Consider the following 25,117-nt stretch of genomic DNA (forward strand, 5'->3'; position numbering starts at 1 on the left):
GAAAGAGTGGATGCCGGGTTGGGATCACAGCCAAGAACCCAAAACAATAAACTACAAACTACAAACTACAAACCACAAACCCCATTGCAGAAATACCTTACATAGTAATACGTTCCCTTGTTTTTTGGGGGTTACGGTCTAAAAACATAACTTGAGGCTTGTTCAACGCACCCCGACATGTTCAGCCTGTTCTACTCTTTTGGGCGCACCTTGCTGGTAGCCAGTATGTTGCTCTGCCTTATGGGGAGTGCGTATGGGCAGGGTTTTCGGGTCGATCATATCGGGGTCGCGCAGGGACTTACCCAAGGGTCTGTGTATTACATGCACAAAGACAGCCGCGGATTTATGTGGTTTGGCACCCAGGACGGCCTGAACCGGTATGATGGCCATACGTTCCGCACCTTTCGGCCCGACCCTGTGGCGGGCAGTAACCGACGCACCCGACCCGCTCTCAACCGGCCAACGCCCAGCTCTATTCACGGAATCAACATCATGGGCATTGTCGAAACGCCCAATGGCGACCTGTGGGTAGGTACCGAAGAGGGCCTGAACCGGTACGACCGCCTGCACGATCGGTTTACCTGCCTGAAAGCCCAACACCCACAAACGGGACGACCAATAAACAGCCGAACACTTCCTTTTTTTGCCGATAAACACGAACTTCTGTATCTCAGCGATACCGAGGGGCTGGTATCGCTCAAGTGGCAGACGCTCCAGAAACAGGTACTTGACCCGACGCTTAAACCGGCCCAGGAGTACGACCTGCAAAGTTCGACCGTTCGGACCCCAGCGGGCGATGTGTGGCTACATGCGGCTAAAGGTGTGATTCGGTACAACCTGAAAGAACGGCGGGTGCACACGTACTTTAGCGATGGCCCCGACAATGAAGCCGGTACCCCGTTGGCCATTTTTTCGTTTTACATTGACAAAAATGGGGTGGCCTGGCTCGGAACGGCTACCAACCTGATTCGGTTCGACTACCGCACCTGTGTGTACAAGACCTATCAGCTTGGGCCTAAGCGGCCGATCAGCCCGGTCTACAGTTTGGCCGAAGACCAGACAAACCTGCTCTGGATGGGTACCCAGGCCAACGGCTTGTTGTATTTCGATAAACGGACCGAGCGCTTCGGGGCCATTACGCATTTCACTAGCAGTAACCAACGGCTTCGGACCTACGAGATTAGCAAAGTGTACGTAGACGATCAGGGCATTGTGTGGGCCAACGTCGACCCCGACGGACTGGCGCGGGTGGTACCCAACTCGTTTCTGTTTGAGGGGATGCTCAAAAGTAAACACTCGGGCGACCCGGCCATTGACCCGCCCCATCAGTTGAGCAACTACTCGATTCGGGCGTTTCTGGAAGAGTCGCCCCGGCGGATCTGGGTAGCTACCGAAAAGGGGATCAACGTATTCGACCCGGTTACGAAACAGATTGTTGAGCGGTACCTGACCGACAGCGAGCGTAGTGCGTTGCCCATGCACAACTTCATTAAGTCGATTTACCGCGATTGGCGCGGCAAAATCTGGATTGGCTCCATTGGCGGAGCTATGTGCTTTGACCCGGTCCGTAAATCGGTTGAGCTGGCCCCGTTTCCGTCGCGGTTCAACAGCCTCGTGGCCGCCAACTACGTCCGAAATCTGGTGTCTATCGACAGCAGTACGTTGGCGGCCGCTACCGAAGATGGCCTGTACACCCTGCATCTGCCGGACAAAACCTGGGTGCGCGAGCCCACCTTGCTCCACAAAAACCTGTTTAGCTTCTGGTTCGATGCAGCACGACGGCAGCTCTGGATTGGTACGTACCTGCACGGATTTGCGGTGTATCAGCTGCCGCCGGTTGGCAAGCCGGGGCCCTGGCGTCAAATCCGGCTCGGGCTCGAAGGGGCCACGGTGCTGCACATGCAGGAAGACCCTAACCGGCCGGTTGTCTGGATCTCGACCAACCGGGGGCTGGCGTGCTTTGACCAGAAAACCGGAAAAATTCAGTTGTATGGCGAGCGGCAGGGATTGGCTAACTCATTTGTGTACGGGGCCCTGTGCGATACGCTCGGAAATGTGTGGGTGAGTACCAACCGGGGTATCTCAAGGCTGAATCCCGAAAAGGCGGTATTCACGAATTTCAAACTGACCGATGGCCTACAGGGCTATGAGTTTAACGGAAATGCCCTGATGCGGTCGTCGGACGGTCGGCTGTATTTTGGTGGCGTGAATGGGTTCAACTACTGTCGTCCCGAAGCATACCACAGTAGTCGTTTTAACCCGAGGGTGCACATCTACAACCTGAAGGTCAACGAAGAGCCCTTTGCGCCCGGCAACCGGTATGTGGGTGAGGTAAATGAGATAGACCTGAGCCATGAGCAAAATACCATTTCGCTCGAATTCAGCGCGCTCGATAACACGAGCACCGGATACAACACCTACCAGTACCAGATGACAGGCTACGAGGATCGGTGGGTGCAGGTGGGTGAAAATAACTACGTTCGGTACGCCAATCTGCCGCCCGGCGATTACACCTTTCAGGTCAAAGCGGCCAATAAAGACAACCATTGGAGCCATCATGTGCGGCAGCTGCACATCCGAATCCGGCCGCCGTTCTGGAGCACCTGGCCTTTTATCCTGCTGGCGCTGGGCTCGCTAAGTGGCCTGATTCTCTGGTACGTGCGGCATCGCGAAGCACTGATTCGGCAAAAAGAAGCCGAACGGGTGCGATTGGCGTACGATGTGCAGGAACAAACCAAGAAAAGCATCGCCCGCGATTTGCACGACGAGATCGGGACCCGGCTGGCAACGCTCAAGCTGTACACGAGCCAACTGGTGCAGCATACCCCCGAATCGAACGCTATTCGCACGATTAAGGCAAACATGTTTGGTCTGATCAATGACACCATCACCGACGTGCGCAACCTGCTTCGGAAACTCGATCCTCAAACGCTGGAGCGCCATGGCTATGTGGCGGCCGTGGAGGAATTGTTTGACCGGGTCAATGCCACCGAAACCGTCAAAATGAACCTCAACGTGGTGCAGGCTCCCGCCCGACTGTCGAAAGATACGAGCCTGATGCTGTACCGAATTACGCAGGAATTGCTCAACAACTCGCTCAAACACGCGGGTGCCGAACACATTGGCCTGGTGGTGAGAGCACAGGAGGGTAGCTTGCAGCTTGAGTATAGCGACGACGGCAAGGGATTCGATTACGACCGGAGTGTCCGCGGACTGGGTATCGGTAACATTGAGTCGCGGGTGGCGATGCTACATGGTAAAATCAACTGGCAAACCCAGCCCGGAAAAGGTACCAAAGCCATTATCGACGTACCGATTCGCGGTACCGAAAACACAGCCGAACCTCAGACCTCAATCACCACCCCGTCGGTGTCGGGGTAACCCGTACAGGTGAGCACCCAGCCTTCGGCGAGGTCGCGCTCGGTCAGCACATCGTTGATGGTCATCTGCACCCGCCCCGCCGTGCAACGGGCCGCGCACGACGAGCACCGCCCACCCCGGCAGCTGTAGGGTAGTCGAATGCCCGCATCGAGCGCGGCCTGCAAAATGGAGACGTACGCTGGCACCTCAATATCGACCTCCCGATCGGGCAGTCGGAGCCGCACCGTTCGATCCTGCGCGCGTACCGGGGCCGGTGTTTTGGGTAGGGGCTCAACTACGAAGTTTTCACGCCGGAGCTGCCCGGCCTGCATGCCCGACACCAGCAGAGTAAACTGAACCATCCGCATGTAATCGGCCGGGCCGCAGATAAACACCCGGGCGTGCGCACGGTCGTGGTGCAGCAGGGTAGGGAGCATTGTTTCGAGCCGGGTATTGCTCATCCGGCCGGGGAGGACGGTACCCTTGGGCAGGGCCTCGTCGGGCTCAGACCGGCTGAGTACGTAAAGCAGCCGGAACTGATCGGGGTAGGCCTGATGTAGCTGGTTCAGTTCGTCCCGAAAAATGATGCCCGATGCGCGCGGATTGCTGTACAACAGGGTTACGCGGCTTTGCGGCTCGTCGGTGAGGGCCTGCCGAATGAGGGGTAGTAAGGGCGTAATGCCGCTCCCGGCCCCAAACAGCAGAATATCACGGGCGGGGCCAGCCGGTTGCGTATCGAGTACAAACCGACCTGCGGGCGGGAGGCTGCTGACTAGGTCACCCTCGGTCAGGGTGTCGAGCAGGTAGCGCGAAATATCACCGTTTGCCACTCGCTTGATGGTGATTCGCAGGCCCTCGGCAGGCAGGGAGCTGATTGAGTACGAGCGCCGGGCTTCGTGCCCATGAAAGGGTACAAGCAGAGTCAGAAATTGCCCCGGCCGGAACGGCACCGGCTGTTGGTCGGTTGGTTCGAGCCAGTAGCTGCGGGTGTCGGCGGTTTCCTGAACCCAGCGGGTCACGCGGAAGGTACGTTGCAGGTCGGTCATAGGTCAGGCGTTGATCCCCCGTTTGGCGAGCCACTCTTTTACGGCCGGGCCAGTACCAAACGGCCACGGTTTCAGCTCCGAAACCGGAACGAGTTTCACGGCCTGCAACTCCGTTTCGTCCATTCGGATAGTGCCCGTGGCCCGTACGTGGTAAGTGAAAATAATCTCGTTGCGCTGGTAGAACGTGTATATTCCCAGAAACTCGACGATTTCGGCTTGGGTTAACCCCAGCTCCTCTTCGATTTCGCGCAGAATGGCCTGAGCGGGCTCTTCGCCCTGTTCAAGAAACCCGGTCACAATACCGAACCAGTGGGCGGGCCAGCCAATGTTCTGGGTAAGTACCACGGTGTCGTTATCGTACTCGACTATAGCGCCAACTACCGGCAGCGGATTATTGTAAAAAATATAACCGCAGGGTTTCGAGCAAATCAGTCGCGACCGGCCGCTTGCTTCTCCTTCCACCAATGGGCTGGCGCACTGCGGGCAAAAGTTCATCTTGGGCATGAGAGGTTGAGTTTGGGGCTTTCTTCGTAACAACCGAACCGGTGAAGTTGGGCCGCAAAGTAGGGAGATTTATGGGGAGAAGTAGCAACCGAACGGGTGAAAATAGGCGCCATTTGTCACAAGTAGGTGCCATACCACGTAAACCGCCGTATCTTTGTGTCGCTATGCCACGACTCGTTGCCATTGATTTTGGAGCCAAACGCACGGGAATTGCCGTGACCGACCCCCTGCAACTCATTGCATCGGCGCTGGAAACCATTCCGTCGCATACGGTGGTGGCTTACCTGAAAAAGTACGCGCAGACCGAGCCGATTGAGGCCTTTGTGGTGGGTATGCCGAAGCGGCTCGATGGAACCGATACCGACAATACACCCCGGGTAAAGTCGTTTGTGCGGGCCTTGCAGAACGCTTTTCCCGAAACCCCCGTTCATCTACACGACGAGCGATTTACGAGCAAAATGGCCTTGCAAGCCATGATTGCGAGCGGGTCGACAAAGAAAGACCGACGCGAAAAATCGGGTAACATCGATAAAGTAAGCGCGGCAATCATTTTGCAATCATTTATGGAACAACATCAGCGATGAGCTATAAGTGATGAGTGATGAACTATTGTTGTCGCTCATCGCTCATCACTTATAGCTCATCACTCTCAATTATGATCCTTCCTATTGTAGCCTACGGAGACCCGGTTCTTCGTAAACGGGCTAAAGACATTGAACCGGGCACCCTCGATGTAAAAAAATTGAGCGACGACATGTTTGAAACCATGTACGCGTCGTCGGGTATTGGTTTGGCAGCCCCCCAGATCGGGCAGGGCGTTCGGATGTTTGTGGTTGATGGAACGGGCATCAATGAAGACGAAGAAGAAGCCGATAAAGACCCCAGCCTCGAAGGGTTCAAGAAAACCTTTATCAACCCCGAAATTGTCGATGAAACCGGTGAAGAATGGGGTTTTGAAGAGGGCTGTCTGAGTATTCCGGGAATCCGGGCGGAGGTGTACCGGCCCGAAGTGGTCGTGATTCGGTACTTCGATACCGACTGGAACGAACACGAAGAGGAGTACGACGGTATGGCGGCCCGCATTATCCAGCACGAGTACGACCACCTCGAAGGTAAACTCTTTACGGATTACCTGTCGCCCCTGAAACGGCAGTTGCTGAAGAAAAAACTGGCCGACATCACCAAAGGAAAGGTGGATGTCGATTACCGGATGCGCTTTCCACGATGAACGTAACCCTCCTCCAAACCTCCCTGCACTGGCACGACCCGGTGGCGAATCGGGCCGCGCTGGAGGAGACTATTTTTGCACTGCCTCAGCCCACCGACCTCATTGTGCTGCCCGAGATGTTTACAACGGGATTCACGATGGAGGCCCCTGCTGTGGCCGAGGCTCCGCGTCTGACTACCCACCGCTGGATGCAGCAAATGGCCGCGCAAACCAATGCCGCCGTCACGGGCAGCTATGTAGTGCGCGACAACGGGCAGTACGTGAATCGGTTGCTTTGGATGGAGCCCGACGGGCAGTTTGCTACCTACGACAAGCGGCACTTGTTCAGGATGGCGGGAGAAGACAAACTGTACAAGGCGGGGGAGTCGCGCCTGATTCGGACGTGGCGCGGCTGGCGTATCTGCCCGCTTATTTGCTACGACCTGCGGTTTCCGGTCTGGAGCCGCAACACGCCACAAGCGTATGACCTGCTGTTGTACGTAGCCAATTGGCCCGCGGTACGGCAACAACCCTGGGACACCCTCCTGCAAGCCCGCGCCATCGAAAACTTGAGTTATGTGGTGGGTGTCAACCGGGTTGGCGACGATGTCAACGGGCACCATTATGCCGGTGGCTCGGCCATCATCAGCCCAAAAGGCGAGGTGCTGTTCAGACAGTACGAAGCCCCTGCCGCGCATCAGCAAACCCTCTCGCTCGACGAGCTAAACGAGTTTCGGGCCAAATTCCCCGCCCACCTCGACGCAGATGAGTTTGTAATAAATAATAGATAATGTACAGTGAGTAATGGATAATGAGGTATGGGCTTGTGCTCAACCAAACCACATTATCCCTTACGCATTATCCATTATTTACTACCCATTATTCCATCACCTTCGGCACCTGGAAAAAGGTCTCGTCATGCTGAGGGGCATTGACGAGGGCCTGCTCGCGGGGGAGATGATTGGCCACCGCATCGTTACGCAGTACATTAAGGTCGGGTGAAATATGCATCAGCGGCTCTACACCCGTGGTGTCGACTTCGTTCAGTTGCTCCATCCAGGTCAGTACGCCATTGAGGCTGTTGAGCAGTTCGGCTTCTTCCTCCGGCCGAACCTCCAAACGAGCAAGGTGGGCAATTTTTTGTAAGGTCTCTTTATCGACTTTCATAAGGTATCGTTTTAGCCCACTGGCTGTGTAGTTCGTTATCAATAATACGGAACGTCTGTTCCTTCAGACGTTCGAGGTCGTCGGGCGTAAGGCCGGCGGTGGGTATGGGTTCGTGAAAAACAACCTTGACCGGGGCCCATCGCATCCGAATGGGCGACTCGTCGGGCAAGATGTAGTGGTTGTTCACCAGCGTCATGGGCACAATCGGTACCTGTTGCTGAATGGCCATGATAAACGCGCCATCTTTAAACGGATAGGCCATTTTGGGCGGTTCTTTGGTCAGGATACCCCCCTCTGGAAAAATAATGATGCTCCGCCCTTCTTTGAGTACCCGAATCGATTTGGCCAGCGAATAGGCGCGACTGCGGGCGGCTTCCCGGTCGACCATGATGTGTAACCGGGCAAACATGTACCCGAACAGCGGAATTTTCTTAACGCCTTTTTTGCCAATAAACGCGTAAAAACCCGGCACCACCACGCCCGTCACGGCAATGTCGAAGTACGAAAAATGGTTGGCGCAGTACACGTACGCCTGCTTTGCGTCGGGCCGAAACCGCCAATCGACCCGAATCGGCATGCCAATCAGGAAGAAAAAGCATTTGCCCATAACCCGCACGGCCTCCTGCGCGTACCGTCGGCCGCTATCCCATTGAATACACAGAAAAATAAACGGGAAAAACAGCGTGAACAGGATAGCAAACAGCAGGGCGCACCAGATCGTGTAAAGCAGTCGCATAGGGTTGAGAAAGACAAACGACAAACCTGCAAGGTGTTTAAGAACGGTCAAGTTCCCGCTTACAGGCTTGTCGTCAATCGGTTAGCCGTTAGCCAATTTTTCAGTGCTGGACATTCGGACTTCAGACACCAGACGTTAGACCTGTTACCATTCTGTAGAGAGGTCTAACGTCCAGTGTCCAACATCTAATGTCCAGTACTGAGAGCCAATTTTATAAATTACCGAAGCGAAATGTATAAAATTAATGCTTAAAATGCCGCACACCCGTGGTCACCATGGCCAACCCGTTGGCGTTGCAGTAGTCGACCGAGTCTTTGTCGCGGATGGAGCCGCCCGGCTGCACCACGGCCGTGACACCTGCCTGATGCGCAATTTCGACGCAGTCGGGGAAGGGGAAGAACGCATCCGATGCCATCACTGACCCGTTCAGGTCGAAGCCAAACGCGTGGGCTTTCTCAATGGCTTGCTTCAGCGCATCGACCCGCGACGTTTGACCTACGCCACTGGCCAGCAGTTGACCTTCTTTTGCCAGCACAATCGTGTTCGACTTGGTGTGCTTACAGACCTTCAGGGCAAACTCCAGTGCCTTTACTTCGCTGTCGGTGGGGGCTTTTTCGGTAACGACCGTGAAGTCGGCTCCGGTTTCGGTGCGGTTGTCCTTATCCTGTTCCAGAACGCCGTTCAGGATCGTTTTGACCAGCTTAGTGGGCAGTTCAACGGGTTTCCGGCGCAGCAAAATCCGGTTCTTCTTCGATTGCAGCAACGTGAGGGCTTCGGGAGCAAACTCGGGCGCAATCAGAATTTCCATAAAGAGCTTGTTCAACTCCTCGGCCGTTTCGAGGTCGACCGGGCGGTTGGTGACCACCACACCCCCGAAAGCCGAAACCGGGTCGCAGGCCAGCGCGTTGAGGTAAGCTTCTTTGGCAGTGGGAGCCGTAGCCACCCCGCAGGCGTTGGTATGCTTGATGATGGCAAACGCAGCTGACTCGTCGGTGAACTCGTCAATGAGTTGAATGCACGCGTCCACATCGACCAGATTGTTAAACGAAAGTTCTTTTCCGTGCAGCTTATCGAACATGGCATCCAGATCGCCGTAGAACGTAGCTGACTGATGCGGGTTTTCGCCGTAGCGGAGGGGCGTGGCCGACCCACCCGCTGTCTGCCCCAGGAAGTACTGGTTAATAGCCGTATCGTAGTGTGACGTAGTAGCAAAAGCCTCCTGCGCGTACCGACGGCGGTCGTCCAGATCGGTGGCTCCGTTCTTCGCGGTCAGAATACTCAGTACATCGGCGTACTGGTTGCGCGACGAAACGATGAGCGTGTCGGCAAAGTTTTTGGCCCCCGCCCGGATGAGCGAAATCCCGCCAATGTCGATTTTCTCGATAATATCTTCCGCCGATGCGCCGGAGGCTACCGTCTCCTCAAAAGGGTACAGATCGACCACCACCATGTCGATAGCCGGAATCTGATGCCGCTCGGCCTGAGCTACGTCTTCGGACAGGTCGCGCCGGTACAAAATACCCCCAAATACCGCTGGGTGCAGGGTTTTGACCCGGCCACCGAAAATAGACGGGTAGCCGGTCAGGTCTTCAACCGGGATAACGGGAATGCCCAGTTGTTCGATGAAGGTCTGCGTACCACCCGTTGAATAGAGCGTAACACCCTGCTCGTGCAATAGGCGGACAATGGGTTCGAGACCATCCTTGTAGTAAACTGACAGCAGAGCGGAAGCTATTTTTTTCATATAATGGAGAATGAGTAATGGACGATGTATAACGGCCGGCAAAGCATAACCCATGGCGGGAGTATCCGCTATGCGTTATTCTTTACACATTTTCCAGTATACATGGACACGGAGCCGCAAAGATACGCCCCCGGCACCGACAACCCAACCGAGGCTGTATCTTTGCCCGCCTAATCGTATCCGTACATGAGTACCTTTAAGAAACTAGCCAGCGATACGGCCCTGTACGGCGTCAGCACCATTCTGGCCCGGTCTATCAATTTCGCCCTGGCACCCATCCAGACTTACGCGTTTCTGAAACCCGCTGAACTGGCCTCAAACGTGTCTATTTATGCCTGGATTGGGGTCTTGCTGGCTATTTACACCCTCGGTCTCGAAACGGCCTACTTTCGGTTTGCCGCTCGTGCCAAGGGCGACGAGCGGGCCGACGAACGCCAACTGGTGTTTAACCGAAGCACGAGTCTGCTGGTGCTGTCGGGCCTGATTCCTGCCTTCTTTACAACCCTGTTTGCCGATCAGATCGCCGGGTTGATGGGATACCCCGGCGAGGGAATTGCAGTAATGTGGGGCGGGTTTATCCTGGCCATCGACACCATTATGGCGGTGCCGTTTGCGCGGTTGCGGGTCGAGAACAAAGCAAAACAGTTTGTGCTAGCCAAGGTGCTCAACATCCTGATCAACGTGGCGCTCAATGTTTTCTTTATCATCCTGTGCAAAGACATTGCCGAGGGCGACTACCTGCCCGCCCTGCGTCCGGTGGCTTCGTTTATTTACCGGCCCGAAATTGGCCCGGCTTATATTCTGCTCGCTAATCTGATTGCCAACGGTTTATATCTGGTTCTGCTTCGCAATGCCTTTAGCGGTTTCCGGTTTACGCTCGACTGGGTAGCCGCTCAATCCCTGCTGGCCTATTCGTTCCCGATTATGCTCACGGGGCTGTCGGGTGTGCTCAACCAACTCACCGACCGGCTGCTGCTCCGGCGGTTTCTGCCCGACGGTTTTTATCCCGGCCTCACTGCCGACGATGCTCTGGGTATCTACGGAAACTGCCTCAAACTGTCGATTTTCATGGCTCTGGCTATCAACTCGTTCAAGTTTGCTGCCGACCCGTTCTTTTTCAGCCGGGCCGAAGATAAAAACTCGCCTAAACTGCTGGCCGACGTAACCAAGTGGTTCATCATTGTGTGCGCGGTGTTGTGGGTAGGCGTGAGCCTCAATCTGGACATTATTGGCAAACTGACCTTGTCGCCCAAATATCGGATAGGGTTGGGGGTGGTGCCTATTTTGCTGTTGGCCAACCTCCTGCTGGGTGTGTACTACAATATCTCGTTCTGGTTTAAGTTGAGTGACAAAACAAGTTTTGGAACGCTGATTACCGTAGTAGGTACAGCGGTTACGGCTCTGTTCAATATCCTGCTCATTCCCAAAATGGGCTACATGGGCTGTGCGTGGGCTTTTCTGGCGTCGAGTTTTGTCATGATGGCGCTCTGTTATGGGCTGGGCGAAAAATATTACCCGGTGCCGTACCGGCTGGGTTCGGCCCTGTTTTACATTGGCAGTGCGGCTGTGCTTATTTACGGGTCGAGCCTCGTGCAGATTCCGAATCTCTGGGTTTCGGTGCCCTACCACATGGCCTTGTTTGTGCTGTATCTGGGTATTATCGCTGTAGTGGAGCGCGACACCGTGCGGCTGGCTCTGCAACGGATTCGGCGACGGCCCGCGCAACGGCCAGCACCGTCTCGGTCCGATGGGTAAACCCGGTGGGTTGGTCGCTTCTACCAGCGAGACACTTTCTATCCATCCTGCTTATGCTCAGGTATTTTGTCGGGGCTGTACTGTTGCTCGGTACCGCCCAAGTGGCGTTTCGGCCGCAGCTACCCGATGTCAACTGGACCGAATATAACGGCGACGGTGCCCGAAGCCACTACTCATCCCTGAGCCAAATCACGTCCGCCAACGTGGGGCAGCTGCGTGTGGCCTGGACGTACGCGTCGGGCGGGGCCGATACCGTGAACAACCGCACCCAAATGCAATGTAATCCCCTTGTAATTGATGGGGTGCTCTACGGCGTATCGGCTGGCACGCAGGTGTTTGCCCTCGATGCCGCTACCGGCCGGGAGCGTTGGCGTACCAATCTGACCGGCGGGGGCGGTACCACCAGTCGGGGTGTTACATACTGGGCTTCTGGTAATGACCAACGCATTTTTTTCGGGTACGGGCCGTGGCTCTACGCCCTCGATGCACGCACGGGAAAGCCTATCGATGGCTTTGGGCAGGGCGGCCGAATCGATCTGAAGCGGGGCATCGAGCGGCCCGGAGGTGATACCTACGTGCAGGCCAATACGCCCAATACCATCTTCGAAAATCTGATTATTGTGGGTGCCCGCGTAGCCGAGGGCGAAACCGCTTTGCTGGGCGATATTCGGGCCTACGACGTACGCACGGGTAAACTCGTCTGGACGTTTCACACCATTCCAAAGCCGGGTGAGCTCGGGTATGATACCTGGCAACCCGCCAATCCGCGCGACCGGCTCGGTGGGGCCAATGCCTGGGCGGGTATGGCCATTGACCGCCAACGGGGTATTGTGTACGTACCGACGGGCTCGGCCGCCTATGATTTTTACGGCGGAAACCGGCAGGGCGACAACCTGTTTGCCAATTGCCTGCTGGCACTCGATGCCCGGACGGGTAAACGAATCTGGCATTTTCAGCTGGTGCACCACGACATCTGGGACCGCGATCCGCCTTCTCCGCCCAATCTGCTGACGGTTGTGCATAGGGGCAAACGAATCGACGCCGTAGCGCAGACGACCAAGCAGGGCCATGTGTTTGTGTTTGACCGGGTGACGGGGAAACCACTGTTTCCGGTGGAAGAACGCCCCTATGCGACCGATGCCATGCCGGGCGAGTACCCCAGCCCGACCCAGCCTGTGCCGCTCAAACCGGCTCCGTTTACCCGACAGACCTTTACCGAGGCCGATATTAACCCCTGGGCTGCTAACCGTGAAGAGATTGTGGCCCGGCTCCGAACGGCCCGCACCGGAAGCCCATACCTGCCGCTTACAGGCCAGATGACTGTATTCTATCCCGGTACCGACGGGGGCGCACAATGGGGCGGTTCGGCGGTGGACCCGGGCGGAGTTATGTACATTCCGGCCAAGCAAAATCCGGTGTATTCGTCGCTGGTTCCGAATGAGGTGCCCGCCGACAAAGGCATGACGCTGGGCGCGCAGCTATATACACTGCGGTGTGCCAGTTGCCACGGCTCTGACCGGCGCGGAAATCACGATGGGTCGTATCCTGGGCTGGTAGGGCTCGAAGCCCGGTTGTCGGTCGAGGCTGTGCATCAGGTGCTGAAAACCGGGCGGGGGTTGATGCCGTCTTTTGCCCATTTGCCTGATGCCGAGCGCAAGGCGATTGTCGACTTTTTGTTCAACCCAACGGCGGGGCTGGCACAGGCGGCTAATGGGGCGAACGTGTCCAAACCCAAATTGCCTTATCGACACACGGGCTACAATCGTTGGTACGATCGCAACGGCTACCCGGTAAGCGCCCCGTCCTGGGGAACACTCACCGCCATTGACCTGAACACAGGCGAGCACCGCTGGCAGGTGCCTCTGGGCGAGTACAAAGAGCTGACAGCCAAAGGGCTTCCGCCCACGGGCACCGATAACTACGGTGGGCCGCTCGTAACGGGTAGCGGCCTGCTGTTTGTGGCAGCGAGTAAAGACGAGCAGTTTCGGGCCATCGACACCCGGACCGGCCAAAGCCTCTGGCAAACCGGCCTCCCGGCGGCTGGGTATGCTTCGCCCAGCACCTACTCGGTGGGCGGGCGTCAGTACGTTGTGATTGCCTGCGGAGGGGGAAAGCTCAACACCCGCTCGGGCGATAAGTACGTGGCCTTCGCCCTGCCCTGAACAGCTTCTTAGCGGCTCATATCCCGGAGTAGCTTGTTAGCGTAAATAAACTCGTTCAGCTCCGCCACGTTGGTGTTCACAATGGTGTTGCTGTCGCCTTCCCAGATTTTGCGGCCCTGGTAGAGGAACGAAATCTGTTCGCCAATCTCCATCATCGAGTTCATGTCGTGCGTAATCACGATGGTGGTGATGTTGAACTCGTCGGTAATTTCTTTGATGAGTTGATCAATCTTGATCGAGGTCAGCGGGTCGAGGCCCGAGTTGGGTTCGTCGCAAAAAAGGTATTTGGGGTTCATCACGATGGCCCGGGCGATACCAACCCGTTTTTTCATACCGCCCGAAATTTCCGACGGCATCCGGGTGGCAGCCTGTTCGAGCCCCACCCGCTGCAGGCAAAACTGGGCCCGGTCTTCTTTTTCCGACTCGCTCATGTCGGTGAGCATTTCGAGCGGAAACCGCACGTTATCAATCACATTTTTGGAGTCGAACAGGGCTGACCCCTGAAACAGAACGCCCATCTCGCGCCGAATCGCCTTGATGGTTTCTTCGTCGCCCTTCAAAAAATCGCGACCGTCGTAGAGCACCTCGCCCTGTTCGGGCTTCACGAGGCCGATCATGCATTTAAGGAGCACACTTTTTCCGGTTCCACTCCCCCCGATAATCAGGCTGGTGTTGCCTGGCTTGAAGGTGGCACTGATGTCGTTGAGGACCTTGCGGTCGCCGAATGTCTTCGAAATGTTTTTTATCTGAATCATAAAGCGTCAGTCGTCTGGCAGAATAGGTGGCTGGATAGGTAGGGGTAAATGGCTCTACAATGGTCCATTGGGCAAGGTAAGTCGGTGAATAAGGGTGGATGAGGGGCTTTCAGGCTCGTAAAAGTATTGGTTTTGTCTTACTCATAAGACCGTTCGCGGTCGTTTTTCTCCACTTCGTCCAATTTTTGGGTCTAACACCAAATCATCTGACTTACTTTTCGAGTTGTTAACAAACCATCCATCGACGATTTTACAACCTATCCAATTTATGATTTCTATTTTTCGCACTGCGTGGGCACTGATTCTGGGTCTTGCCTGCCTGGCCCAATCGGTTTCCTGGGCGCAGTCGACGGGGCAAAATGGGCTTTCCCGACCACCCGCGGGTGCGGCACAACTCACTGTAAGTGGCTACGTAAAAGACGCCAAAAACGGCGAAGGCCTCATTGGCGTGTCGGTTTTTGTGAAAGAAACCGGCACCGGTGCCGTCACTAATAACTACGGGTATTACGCCATCTCGTTGCCTCCCGGTTCGTATAACCTCGTTATCTCCTTTGTTGGTTTCCAGAAACAGACGATTCCGATTACGCTTACAACCGAGAACCTGCGCAAAGATGTTGAACTGAGCGAAGAAGGTCGTGATTTACAGGAAGTCACGGTGAAGGCTGAGCGCGAAGAAGACAACGTGCGGGCCATCGAAATGTCTGTCAATAAAATTGACGTGCGCACCATACAGCGGGTGCCTGCCCTGCTGGGCGAGGTCGACGTGGTGCGGGCCATTCAGCTGCTGCCCGGTGTCACGACCGTGGGTGAGGGGGCTACGGGTTTCAATGTGCGGGGCGGTAACATCGATCAGAATCTGGTACTGCTCGATGAAGCTCCGGTGTACAACTCGTCGCACCTGTTCGGATTTTTCTCGGTCTTCAACCCCGACGCCGTTAAGGATGTTAAGCTGATTAAGGGCGGTATTCCATCGCTGTACGGCGGGCGCATTTCGTCGATTCTGGATGTGCGGCTGAAAGAAGGTAACGCCAAAAAGCCCGAAGTGAACGGGGGAATCGGCTTGATCTTTAGTCGATTGTCGTACGAGCGACCCCTGTTCAAAAAAGCCGATGGTACAGCGCGGGGTTCGTTTATTGTGGCCGGTCGGCGGTCATATGCCGACGTGCTCGCCCAGCCTTTTCTGACGGGCGATCTCAAGGGCTCTTCGTTTTACTTCTACGACTTCACCGCCAAGGCTAATTACCGGATCAACGACAAAAACACGGTTTACCTGTCGGGGTATCTGGGTCGCGATGTGTTTGGCTCCGACTTTGGTTTCAACTGGGGCAATGCCACTACCTCGCTGCGCTGGAACCACGTGTTCAACCAGAAACTGTTTCTGAACACAACGGCCTTTTACAGCAATTACGACTACATGCTCGACTCCGACCTGAAGCGGAAGGAAGAAAACAAAAACGATTATTTCCGCTGGAAATCGCGGATCATCAACTACAGCATCAAGCCGGATTTTACGCTTTTTCTGCGTAACAACACCCTCACGTTCGGCGGGCAGAGCATCGTGTATGATTTTGAGCCCGGCACGGCTACCGGGGCGAGTTTAGGCAGTATTCGGACGTTCAGTCTGGAGAATAAGTACGCCATCGAAAACGCCCTGTACATCGGCAATGAGCAGCAGGTATCGGCCCGGTTGCAGTTGCAGTACGGGTTGCGGTACTCGTTGTTTAGCTACCTCGGCCCCGGTGAAGCGTACTCGTTTCAGACCGATGTGCCGCCGGGCGAGCGCCGGTTTCCGATTCTGAGCCAAACGCGTACGTACAAGCGGGGCGATGTGATCAAAAATTACGGCAATTGGGAGCCTCGTTTCTCGGCCAAATACGAACTAAGCGAAAATAGCTCGCTCAAACTCAGTTATAACCGGTTGGCGCAGTATATCCATCTCGTGTCGAACACAACCGCGTCGACCCCGCTCGACGTTTGGACGCCTTCGACCAACAATATCCGGCCGCAAGTGGCCGATCAGGTGGCCGGTGGGTATTTCCGCAACCTCAAAGATGGCCGCAACAATACCTACGAGGTATCGGTGGAAGTGTACTACAAATGGCTGCAAAACCAGCTGGATTACATCGACGGGGCCGATTTGCTGCTCAACAAATACCTCGAAGGCGATTTGCTGTCGGGTAGGGGGCGGGCCTACGGCGCTGAGTTTTACGTGAAGAAAAACACGGGTCTGGTCAACGGCTGGGTGAGTTATACCCTCGGCAAAACCGACCGACTGGTCGATGGTATCAACGGAGGGAACTGGTTTGCTTCGCGGTTCGACCGGCGGCATACGCTCAATACCGTGGCCCTGATTGACCCCGGCAGCACCGGTCGGCTGAAACGCTGGAATTTCTCGGCCACGTTTGCCCTGAGTAGTGGTACGCCGGCTACGTTTCCAACCACGCGGTTTGAGTATCAGGGGTATGTGGTACCGCATAACGCCGACAACCTGCGCAACAACTACCGGATTCCGGTATATCACCGGCTCGATCTGGCGGCTACGCTCAAGGGAAGGCAGCGTCCGGGCAAACGGAAAGACGATAACTGGGTGTTCTCGGTGTACAACGTGTACGCCCGTAAAAACCCATTCTCGGTGTTTTTTCAGCAGGAACCCGCCACAACCATCGACGTGCCGCGCTCGCCCGAGCTGGGCGACACCCGCCGGTTGCAGGTGACCAACAACACGCAGGCGGTACGGTACTCTGTGTTTGCAACCGCCATCCCGTCGGTCACGTACAATTTTAAATTCTAACCTGCCACACTGATGCAATCAAACCCCCAAAACATACTCGGCCGCCTGATGACCCAAATCGTTTGGCCCCGCAAATACAGAAGTGCGTACCTGTTGGCACTGTTGAGCACGTTGACGCTCGTAGGCTGTGAGACCGTCATTGATGCTAAACTGGATGAAGGCCCTACGCAATTGTCGGTGGATGCCTGGCTGACCGACGGCCTCAGTGAGCAACGAATCCGCCTGACCCAAACGGCCCCGTACCTCCAGAATGGCGCAGCTATACCGGCCACCGGGGCGCGGGTGGGTATCCGCGACGGCAAAGGGCGTACGTACCTCTTTACCGATCCTGATAACGATGGATTTTATAGCTGGAAGCCCAGCAGCCCAACCGACACCCTCGGGCGAATTGGCGAAACCTACACGCTCGGTATCGAGTATGGCGGGCAGCAGTACGTGTCGGTATCTCGCATGAACCGGGTGCCTGCTGTCGATTCAATTGTGTTTCGGGAAGAAAAGGTTAACCCGATTTCGGAGGAGCGGGGTTTTCAGGCGGAGTTTTACGTCAAAGATTTTCCCGGTGCCCCGGATTACTACCGGATCCGGTTTTTCAGGAACGGACAGCTTCAAAACCGCCCCAACGACCTGATTACGGTCTACGATGCTGGTTTCAGCAGCAACGGAAACACGGATGGGTTACTGTTTATTCGCCCCATTCGGCAGTCTATAAACCCTGAGCGGCTGTATGCCCGGAACGATACGGTGCGGGTTGAGGTGCAGTCTATTACGCCCGAAGCTTTCTTTTTTCTGGCTGAGCTGAGAACACAGATTAGCAACGGTGGTTTGTTTGCCACGCCCCCCGCCAACGTACCTACCAATATTCGGAACTTAAACGCCAATGGCCCGGCCGCAACCGGCTTTTTTGTGACCTCCGCTGTTCGGAGCCGCACCGCCCGCGTAACGGATGAGATGATAAGGAAATAGGAGAAAAGGAGGAGAGGGAGAATGAATGGCCGCGCTTGCGTCCCTTTCCTCCTTCTCCCTTTCCTCCTTTTTTCTAATACCCCAACTTCCCGTTGTTGAGGAAATTGAGCTTTCCGGTGCCGCTGAAAGTGACTTTTTGGGCGCGGGCGGTTTGGCCGCTAATCGTGACGATGTGCCCGTTGCCAATGCTCACGGGGTTGGTCAGCTGTGGAATAAACCCGCACGACCAGGTTGCCGCGCTGTTCCAGTTGCCCGAAGTGAGCGAGACACACGGTAACGAAGCCGGAATGGCGTTTTGCACGGCCACGTCGGCCCGAATCAGTCCGTGCCCGGTCACAAAGTCAAATCCCGTGCTGAAACCGGGGGTTGTGGGGTCGTCCATGTCGAGGCAGGAAGCAGTCAGGGCAGTCAGGACAGCCGAGGGCGTCAGTGTGGGGTTGGCCTGGAGCATCAGAGCCGCTACAGCCCCCGCGTGTGGAGCCGCGGCCGAAGTGCCGAAAAAGTTAGGTGAGGTGTCGGGATCAGACGCGCTATCTCTAAAGAAAAACGAAGTATTAGCGCCGTCGGGGGCCGTCACATCGGGCTTCTGCCGCGTCACGGGGCTGGGTAGCCGGGTGCCGTTGGGCGTAAAGTAAATGGGGGTGCCGCCTTTCGAGGAAAAGTCTTCAATCAGCGGAGGGTTAATGCCGTACGCGGGTGTTTCCAGAAAGAAAGCAGCCCCCGTGGCAATGGCCCCGGCTGCGTTGGGGTGCCCGTAACAGGTACTTGCATTGATACCCACAATCGCGCTGGCTGCGGCCGGAAAGGTCGAGTCGTAATTCTCAACGTACTTGATTCGGGTGGGGTTGGGGCCCGCGTACTTTACAATCATGATGTAAAAAGTCCGGGGCGTATTGCTGGGGTTGGCATAGCTCAGAATTTCGACCGGGTCGCCACTTGCCAGATTGTCGTCAGAGCCTCGGGCTACAATTGAGCTTAACGCTACAGTAGCCGTGTTCGAACTGGGAATGGCATTGAGCAGATAAATGTCCAGATCGGTTTGAGCATCTGCTTGTCTGTTTCCGGTAACCGAAAAAAATGGATCATCCCATTGAAACGAGATAACCGCTTCACCCAGTGCTGGCAACCGAATGGGTAGAAAATATACCGGTGCGGCTGCTGTGCCGAAATTATGGGCCACCTCAGGATTTATAGTTCCACTAAACGGCCGATACGTAGAGGGCTGATAATTGGCTTCATACGAGGCATTACCTGAGTTGCCTGCCGCCGAGAAGTACGTAACACCATTGTTGTTTTTCACATTGTCGACACTCTGGGCAATGACCCCGTCCTGGAAAAAAGGTTCTTCGAAATAGCCAATGTCGTCGATAATGACTTTGCACCCCAGATTAGCCAACTGCTGAATACCAGCCGCAAAATCGGTGTTGGAGATAAACGCGGTTCGGAAAAAGAGCTGGGCGCCGGGCGCTACGTCGTGGATAATTTCGAGCATGGCCCGTCCCTCGTCCGACGCTCCCGATGTGGTATAATCCAGTACGTTGGTCACGGCCGTGGTATAGCCGTTGGGGTTGCCAATGCCCGGTAGCTCACCGGTAGTTACGCCTGTGTTTGACTGCGGCAGAGCCGCATAACTGTCGGATAGAACCCCCACTTTTACCCCTTGTCCAATCACGCCAAACTGACGTCGGGCCACGCCCGAACGCTGCGCGGAGTCGCCCTGACTATTGACCGGACCGGTGCGCAAACGCGGGCGGTAAGCGGGGCGCACCGACCGGCAGCTGGTCAGGCTCTCAAGCGCTGATAGGTTGGCTACGGGCACCCAGGCGCTGACAATCTGAGCGCGACTACTCACAATTTCGGCATCTACCTGCCGGAGTTCGGCGCTGAGGGTCGCTGTGTCTCTTTCGGCAATGGCATTGACCAATACCCGCCCGGAGCTTTTGTCGAAGTTGATGAGTCGGGAGTTGACTATCGAGGAGTCGAGTCGCTTGTTTTGTTTGTATGCATCAGATAAAGAACGCAGGTGCCCATTGAGCCGGGCTTCCGATTTAAGTGTCGATGGGGTTTGGGCGGAAGCAGCAACGATCGTAGTTAACCAAGTGAATAAGTAGAGAAAGTGCTTCATTATCAGGTAGTTTATAGCTCAGACCTGAAAATTAGGCAGATTCCTGGGAGATATGCTCTGATCCTGTAGACAATTATAAATCTAACCGTGACTTTAGATTTAGAAGTGAATAAAGGAGGTCTTAGGTGTACTTGTAAGGTGTTTGATAATGTGTAAAGTTGACAAAAAGCAGACCGCCGATACACAGTTTGTAACCGACTGAACGAACTTAAAACCGCCATCGGGCCTGTACTTTCAGCTCTGATTTATGCGGGGCATTGATCTGATCGAGGTCTGAACCAACGGTATCCTGATTGGTGAGGTTGGTGCGGGCCCAGCGTAACCAGAGGTCAAGGTGGCGGCTCACATCGTACTGTACGAGCACATAGTGCCGAAGGCCCCGGTTGAAGTAGGCTGGAAACGAGAAGGCGTACAGCACATCGCGTTCGTACACATACTGACGGCTGTCGTAGTCGTCGGTGCCAAACAGGGCTATCCGTCCGCTCAGGTGCCACCGTTTGAACGCGTAGCTTGCGTCCTGTACCAAGGCAAACCCCCGCGAGGGGCTCAGGCTCGTGTAGGCAAATGTACCCCCCTGCACGCGAGAGCGTAGGGTTAGGCGCGGCCCCAGCGGGTATTCGGCCGTAAGGGCCAGGCTCCGGCGAGTAGTGCCTACCACCTCGCGCGGTGTGGTTTTGCTACCGGGCTTATTCTTTTCCTTATGTTCTTCGTGAAAAATGAGCGCGAACGATGTCTGTCGGTTAGGGGTGTACGTAGCCTGCGTCAGAAAATCAAAACCACGCGAAGGCTTGTCGACCAGATACCGCCACCACGGAAACCGAACTACGTCTACATAGCCGCCCACAACCAGCTTGCGGTAGACGGTGTATTTCAGCCCGGCATACAAACCTGTTTCGTTGATAGTGCGGGTGTTTTCGCTGAACCCGTTGGCGTAAAAACTATGGAAGTTCCGGTCGTAGTGCCGGGCCACGACTGACACGTCGACGCGCCGGTTGAAACTGGCCAGCATACCCCCCACGGCCCCCACACCCCCACTGTTGGTGAGCGAACCACGGCTGTGGGCCACCTCGCCAAAGAAATTCAGGTTGTGCCAGATATAGCTGCCGTGCAGGCCCAGCACCGTGTTTTGCCGACCCGTAAACTCGTACCGGTTGTAGGTTAAGTTGCGCCGGAGTAGGGGCAGGTCGAATTGGGTGCGCAGTAAAGTGGCTCCCAGTTGCAGGCGTTGCCCCCGGTGATAGAGCAGGTGCGCGCCCACGTTGGTTTCGAGTAGGCTGCCCCGGTCGGCCAGCTCGGAAGGCGTACGGTGCAGCCCTGAAGTTTGAAGCGACGTGGCAATGGTTCCTTCCACTACGGTTGTTGCTGTCGACGGGGCGGTATTGGCATCGCGTCGGTTGCGGGCGGCCAGTAGCGTAATGTCCAGATTTCGGGCGAGCGCGTAGGTAGCCGTTGCCCCCCGAAAATACCCGTATTCGGTAAGTGAGGTGTACGGACGAGCTCCCAGCGTGGGCCGCCGGACAGTCTGCACGGTTTCGGAGCTTTTGCCCAGCACAAACCCGGCCGACAGCACGAGCCCCTGTCCAATCTGAAGCTGGTAGTCACCGAGAATCAGGTTGCGCCAACGGCCCCGGTTTTGCACCTGTGCGTGAAATGAAACGTAGTCGGCACCCCACTGCCGGCTACCGGGTTGCCACCGAAACGCTTCGCCGGGATCTTTCTCTACGGTCAGGCCCAGGCTGTAAGCCCGTGGGCGGCTGTATCGGTACCGGGCAAACCATTGCGCCGAACCACCCCCGTAACGCGTGGGGTACTTGCCGTTTTTGTCGGGCAAAGCTGCCGAAAACCCTTTCTGTTCTTCCACAATTTGCTCATACCGCAGAAGCAGATAGTGGTCGACAGGAGCTGGCATACGCCCTGAGAGGGCCGACGAACCAATTTCAACGAACGGCATTAGCCGCCGAATGGTCGGTACATCGAAGCCCGGTACAGCCTGAAGTTCGTACACCGATAGCAAATCGCCGTACTGTTCGCGGTAGGTGAGCAGGCTGTTAAGTTGCCGCTCGTCGAGCAGGTACGTAGCCGCCAGTTCGTCGCGTGTGGCTGTATTCAGGTCGAGTGGGGTGGCGTAAAGCTGAGCGAGGTTATCGAATACCGATTGGTAGTCAATACCTTCGGCCTGTACCGGAAACAGTCCCTGTAGAAAACCATTCAGGTCCACTGCGGGCTTGGGTGGTTGTTGGGCCCAGGTGCGTACGCACAGGAGTAGCAGAAGTAGGGTGGGGTAGAGGACTCGCAAGCGGTTGTGATCAGGGGATGCCGCCTACGACCGGGGCATCAATCCGGTTGAAAAGAAAAGTAGAGACGCGGTACCCCGCATCTGATCATTACGCCTGAGTAAGACGACCAAACTGGGCCGATGTCACTTTGTGTGGCGTAATATGGTACACCGCTGGGTTTGTTCCAACAAACCGGCATTAGAGCTTGATTAATAGTTGTTTGTCGTATAAAAAAAGCCGGAGATGTTCTAAGACATCTCCGGCTGAATGTACTATTCACAAAAAAACTGGTGCTGACCGCTTAACTAAACCGTCGTTTCAGAATCTCGACCAGCTCGCTTACCTCGTCACTGCTCATATCCCAGAGATACTGACTGGCGTAGCGGTACGAAATCAAATCCAGAGCCTGCCCGTAGTTTTCCATTTGGTCGAGTTCCTCAATAGCTTGTGCATATGAGGTGCTGCTCCCACTGAAAAGCTGATTGATAAACCGGAATTTCTGGTTCAGTGAGATACTCTTGCCAATACTCTCGATGGGCGCTCGGTGGAACGCTTCGGCCACACTCGTTGGCTCGTTAGATTTGGGCTCGCTGTCGGCAGAAAGGCGGGGCGCTTCAAAACTGGGCGATTGGCTCAGGGCTCCACTGGCGAACGGCGATGCCTGGCTCACCGGGGCGGCCACCGGCGCGGCTACTGGCTCGCGGCTGTACCGATCCGACTCATCGGGAGAGAACTGAACGCCAACGCCGGGTGAGTCGCTGAACGAGTCGGCGGGTACGACTGGCTGGCTCATGGGTGTTTCGGCCGGGCTGAACGTGCGCTGACCTGTTTCGGTCAGCAGGGTCGGACGCAGCGGGGCGCTCGATAAGTCGACGGGTTGGTTCCCCGACGCTTCGGCTGCCCCACCGACGTTTGGGCTTTGCGCGCCCGTATTATCTGATTCGAGTTCGGTATCGAAAAACGAACGGGCCGGGCTACCGTTGGCTACACCCGGCGACGTGCGCAGGAGGGCATTTAGATCCATGGGTACTTTCTCCGACAGAATAGCCACGTACCGGTCGTACTTCTCCAGCTCGTGCCCTCGTTGCGACAGCACTTCATCGAGGCAGTTCAGCGCCTGATTGACGTACATAAACGGTTTGCCGTTCATGCGTTCTACCAGATAGTTGGCCACAAACTTGTTGATCTGCGTGTAGCGGACAATTTGCTTGGCTGCATCGGAAGTGAGCGTAAAGTCAGGCTGGTTACGCAGCAGATCGTCGAAAAAATAACGCGGGTCGAAGATCAGTGTCAGCGTTTTGCGGAGCGCGTCGGCCAGCATGGGCTCCAGGTGTTCGCGCCGAACGGCAATATGTTGCGAAACCACGTTCATAAACGACCGCATGGCTTCCTCTACTTCAGGATGCGTAAAGTCGAAATAAGGGCTGCGAAACTTCTCGGCGTCGGACTTCCACTTGTCGAACAGATTACTGACGATAAACAAATTTATCTGGCCGATGGGAGTCAGGGTCAGAATCTGTTTACCGGAGATAAACGTGTGATTACTAAAAAAATCGGCGCAAACCCGACGCGCATACGAGCGGGAGTATTCGGTCAGGACGCTCTGGTGGAACTTGTTCGACATTGGTAAAACTCGTTGCTTTGTATGAGGGTTGTATGCGGAATCAACAGCTTCTGGCCTACAATACTAATGCCAAAAAGCCTTTTTTTTCTGATATTATCAAGCTTTTCCTGACTGCCGGAGAAGTTATCGAGCCATTGATTCAGAAAACAGGTGAAATTATCGGGAAGGTAGCAAATTTGATGCCTAACCGGTTTGTGTGCCTCAACAACGATTGATCGACTATGTTTATTGAACCGGCCTCCCGGCGCGAACCCCCTCACCTCCGAACCGGCTGGATCGAGGTGATTTGTGGGTCTATGTTCTCCGGAAAAACCGAGGAACTGATCCGCCGACTTAACCGTGCCCGCATTGCCCGACAGCACGTCGTTATTGTTAAACCCGGTATCGATACCCGTTACCACGAGGCCGATATTGTCTCGCATAACTCGCTCTCTATTTCGTCGATTCCTGTACAGAAACCCGCCGATATCCTCCTGCATACCGGCGACTGCGACGTGGTGGGTATCGACGAAGCGCAGTTTTTCGACAGCACCATTGTCGACGTGTGCGAGCAGCTCGCCAATAGCGGCAAACGGGTTATTGTGGCGGGTCTCGACATGGACTTTGCCGGGAAGCCCTTTGGTTGCATGCCGCAGCTCATGGCTATTGCCGAATACGTGACCAAGGTGCATGCTATCTGCGTGGTTTGTGGCGACATTGCGCATTATTCGTACCGGCTGGTGCCCTCGCAGGCGCGGGTTTTGCTGGGCGAAACTGATAGCTACGAAGCCCGCTGCCGCCGTTGTTTTCATCTGGGCCCCGAGGCTGTTCATCTCGTGAGCGGAACCGGTCGGCAGATGTTTAATGAGTAATAAGAAAAGGGAGGATGGAGAAGGGAGGAAGAGAAAAAAAGTGGATGCTAT

Annotated in this window: 18 protein-coding genes; 9 read left to right on the forward strand and 9 right to left on the reverse strand. The window is 55.6% G+C overall.

From position 1 onward, the window contains the following. Positions 1 to 177 precede the first annotated feature (177 nt). Positions 178 to 3,381: a ligand-binding sensor domain-containing protein gene (locus RUDLU_RS0122440; RefSeq protein WP_019990683.1), complete on the forward strand. Its 3,204-nt coding sequence runs from the start codon at positions 178 to 180 to the stop codon at positions 3,379 to 3,381. Here RUDLU_RS0122440 and RUDLU_RS0122445 read toward each other — a convergent pair. Together RUDLU_RS0122445 and RUDLU_RS0122450 are read right to left on the reverse strand one after the other, a co-directional pair. Then, a complete protein-coding gene (locus RUDLU_RS0122445) occupies positions 3,345 to 4,406 on the reverse strand; it encodes a ferredoxin--NADP reductase (RefSeq protein ID WP_019990684.1) in 1,062 nt (353 codons plus the stop codon). The two genes, RUDLU_RS0122440 and RUDLU_RS0122445, sit on opposite strands and share 37 nt — an antisense overlap. Positions 4,407 to 4,409: 3 nt before the next feature. Continuing rightward, positions 4,410 to 4,910, reverse strand: a complete 501-nt coding sequence (locus tag RUDLU_RS0122450; protein WP_019990685.1) for an NUDIX domain-containing protein — start codon at positions 4,908 to 4,910, stop codon at positions 4,410 to 4,412. A 164-nt stretch (positions 4,911 to 5,074) separates the two neighbouring features. On the opposite strand from RUDLU_RS0122450, the gene ruvX reads away from it, so the two are divergent. From ruvX to RUDLU_RS0122465, 3 genes are all read left to right on the forward strand, one after another. Further along, a complete protein-coding gene (gene ruvX / locus RUDLU_RS0122455; RefSeq protein WP_019990686.1) occupies positions 5,075 to 5,494 on the forward strand; it encodes a Holliday junction resolvase RuvX in 420 nt (139 codons plus the stop codon). 71 nt (positions 5,495 to 5,565) lie between these two features. Next, positions 5,566 to 6,138: a peptide deformylase gene (def, locus tag RUDLU_RS0122460; protein ID WP_019990687.1), complete on the forward strand. Its 573-nt coding sequence runs from the start codon at positions 5,566 to 5,568 to the stop codon at positions 6,136 to 6,138. Beyond that, positions 6,135 to 6,908: an amidohydrolase gene (locus tag RUDLU_RS0122465; protein ID WP_019990688.1), complete on the forward strand. Its 774-nt coding sequence runs from the start codon at positions 6,135 to 6,137 to the stop codon at positions 6,906 to 6,908. The genes def and RUDLU_RS0122465 overlap by 4 nt, the downstream gene beginning before the upstream one ends. Positions 6,909 to 6,996: 88 nt before the next feature. Here the strand turns inward: RUDLU_RS0122465 and gatC are convergent, their stop codons facing one another. From gatC to purH, 3 genes are all read right to left on the reverse strand, one after another. Beyond that, positions 6,997 to 7,284 carry an Asp-tRNA(Asn)/Glu-tRNA(Gln) amidotransferase subunit GatC gene (gene gatC / locus RUDLU_RS0122470; protein WP_019990689.1) on the reverse strand — a complete coding sequence of 96 codons (288 nt, stop codon included), beginning with the start codon at positions 7,282 to 7,284 and terminating at the stop codon, positions 6,997 to 6,999. Continuing rightward, the gene (locus RUDLU_RS0122475; protein ID WP_044130747.1) at positions 7,271 to 8,020 is read right to left on the reverse strand and encodes a lysophospholipid acyltransferase family protein; all 750 of its coding nucleotides are present in this window, start codon (positions 8,018 to 8,020) and stop codon (positions 7,271 to 7,273) included. Before RUDLU_RS0122475 ends, gatC begins: the two co-directional genes overlap by 14 nt. 241 nt (positions 8,021 to 8,261) lie before the next feature. Continuing rightward, on the reverse strand, positions 8,262 to 9,764 hold the full coding sequence (purH, locus tag RUDLU_RS0122480) for a bifunctional phosphoribosylaminoimidazolecarboxamide formyltransferase/IMP cyclohydrolase (RefSeq protein WP_019990691.1): 1,503 nt from the start codon (positions 9,762 to 9,764) through the stop codon (positions 8,262 to 8,264). Positions 9,765 to 9,950: 186 nt separating this feature from the next. Here purH and RUDLU_RS0122485 point away from each other — a divergent pair, with 186 nt between their 5' ends. Continuing rightward, on the forward strand, positions 9,951 to 11,519 hold the full coding sequence (locus RUDLU_RS0122485; protein WP_019990692.1) for a polysaccharide biosynthesis C-terminal domain-containing protein: 1,569 nt from the start codon (positions 9,951 to 9,953) through the stop codon (positions 11,517 to 11,519). 53 nt (positions 11,520 to 11,572) lie between these two features. Beyond that, positions 11,573 to 13,681 (forward strand): outer membrane protein assembly factor BamB family protein, encoded by a 2,109-nt coding sequence (locus RUDLU_RS0122490; protein ID WP_019990693.1) that lies wholly within the window; start codon positions 11,573 to 11,575, stop codon positions 13,679 to 13,681. An 8-nt stretch (positions 13,682 to 13,689) separates the two neighbouring features. Here the strand turns inward: RUDLU_RS0122490 and RUDLU_RS0122495 are convergent, their stop codons facing one another. Further along, complete coding sequence (locus RUDLU_RS0122495) at positions 13,690 to 14,436, reverse strand: ABC transporter ATP-binding protein (RefSeq protein WP_019990694.1); 747 nt, start codon at positions 14,434 to 14,436, stop codon at positions 13,690 to 13,692. A gap of 268 nt (positions 14,437 to 14,704) precedes the next feature. Here RUDLU_RS0122495 and RUDLU_RS0122500 point away from each other — a divergent pair, with 268 nt between their 5' ends. Next, complete coding sequence (locus tag RUDLU_RS0122500) at positions 14,705 to 17,227, forward strand: TonB-dependent receptor (protein ID WP_019990695.1); 2,523 nt, start codon at positions 14,705 to 14,707, stop codon at positions 17,225 to 17,227. Positions 17,228 to 17,239: 12 nt separating this feature from the next. Beyond that, positions 17,240 to 18,190, forward strand: a complete 951-nt coding sequence (locus RUDLU_RS0122505) for a DUF4249 domain-containing protein (protein ID WP_019990696.1) — start codon at positions 17,240 to 17,242, stop codon at positions 18,188 to 18,190. Positions 18,191 to 18,263: 73 nt separating this feature from the next. On the opposite strand, the gene RUDLU_RS28005 is transcribed toward RUDLU_RS0122505, so the two are convergent. From RUDLU_RS28005 to RUDLU_RS0122520, 3 genes are all read right to left on the reverse strand, one after another. Continuing rightward, positions 18,264 to 20,315, reverse strand: a complete 2,052-nt coding sequence (locus RUDLU_RS28005) for a S8 family peptidase (RefSeq protein WP_052316757.1) — start codon at positions 20,313 to 20,315, stop codon at positions 18,264 to 18,266. Between the two features lie 208 nt (positions 20,316 to 20,523). Next, the gene (locus RUDLU_RS0122515) at positions 20,524 to 22,533 is read right to left on the reverse strand and encodes a ComEA family DNA-binding protein (protein ID WP_019990698.1); all 2,010 of its coding nucleotides are present in this window, start codon (positions 22,531 to 22,533) and stop codon (positions 20,524 to 20,526) included. Between the two features lie 359 nt (positions 22,534 to 22,892). Then, entirely contained in the window at positions 22,893 to 24,215 is a 1,323-nt protein-coding gene (locus tag RUDLU_RS0122520) for a hypothetical protein (protein ID WP_019990699.1), read from the reverse strand. A gap of 221 nt (positions 24,216 to 24,436) precedes the next feature. Here RUDLU_RS0122520 and RUDLU_RS0122530 point away from each other — a divergent pair, with 221 nt between their 5' ends. Then, a complete protein-coding gene (locus RUDLU_RS0122530; protein WP_019990701.1) occupies positions 24,437 to 25,066 on the forward strand; it encodes a thymidine kinase in 630 nt (209 codons plus the stop codon). The last annotated feature ends 51 nt before the right edge of the window (positions 25,067 to 25,117 follow it).

The sequence above is a fragment of the Rudanella lutea DSM 19387 genome, from assembly GCF_000383955.1.
Classification (GTDB): Bacteria; Bacteroidota; Bacteroidia; order Cytophagales; family Spirosomataceae; genus Rudanella; species Rudanella lutea.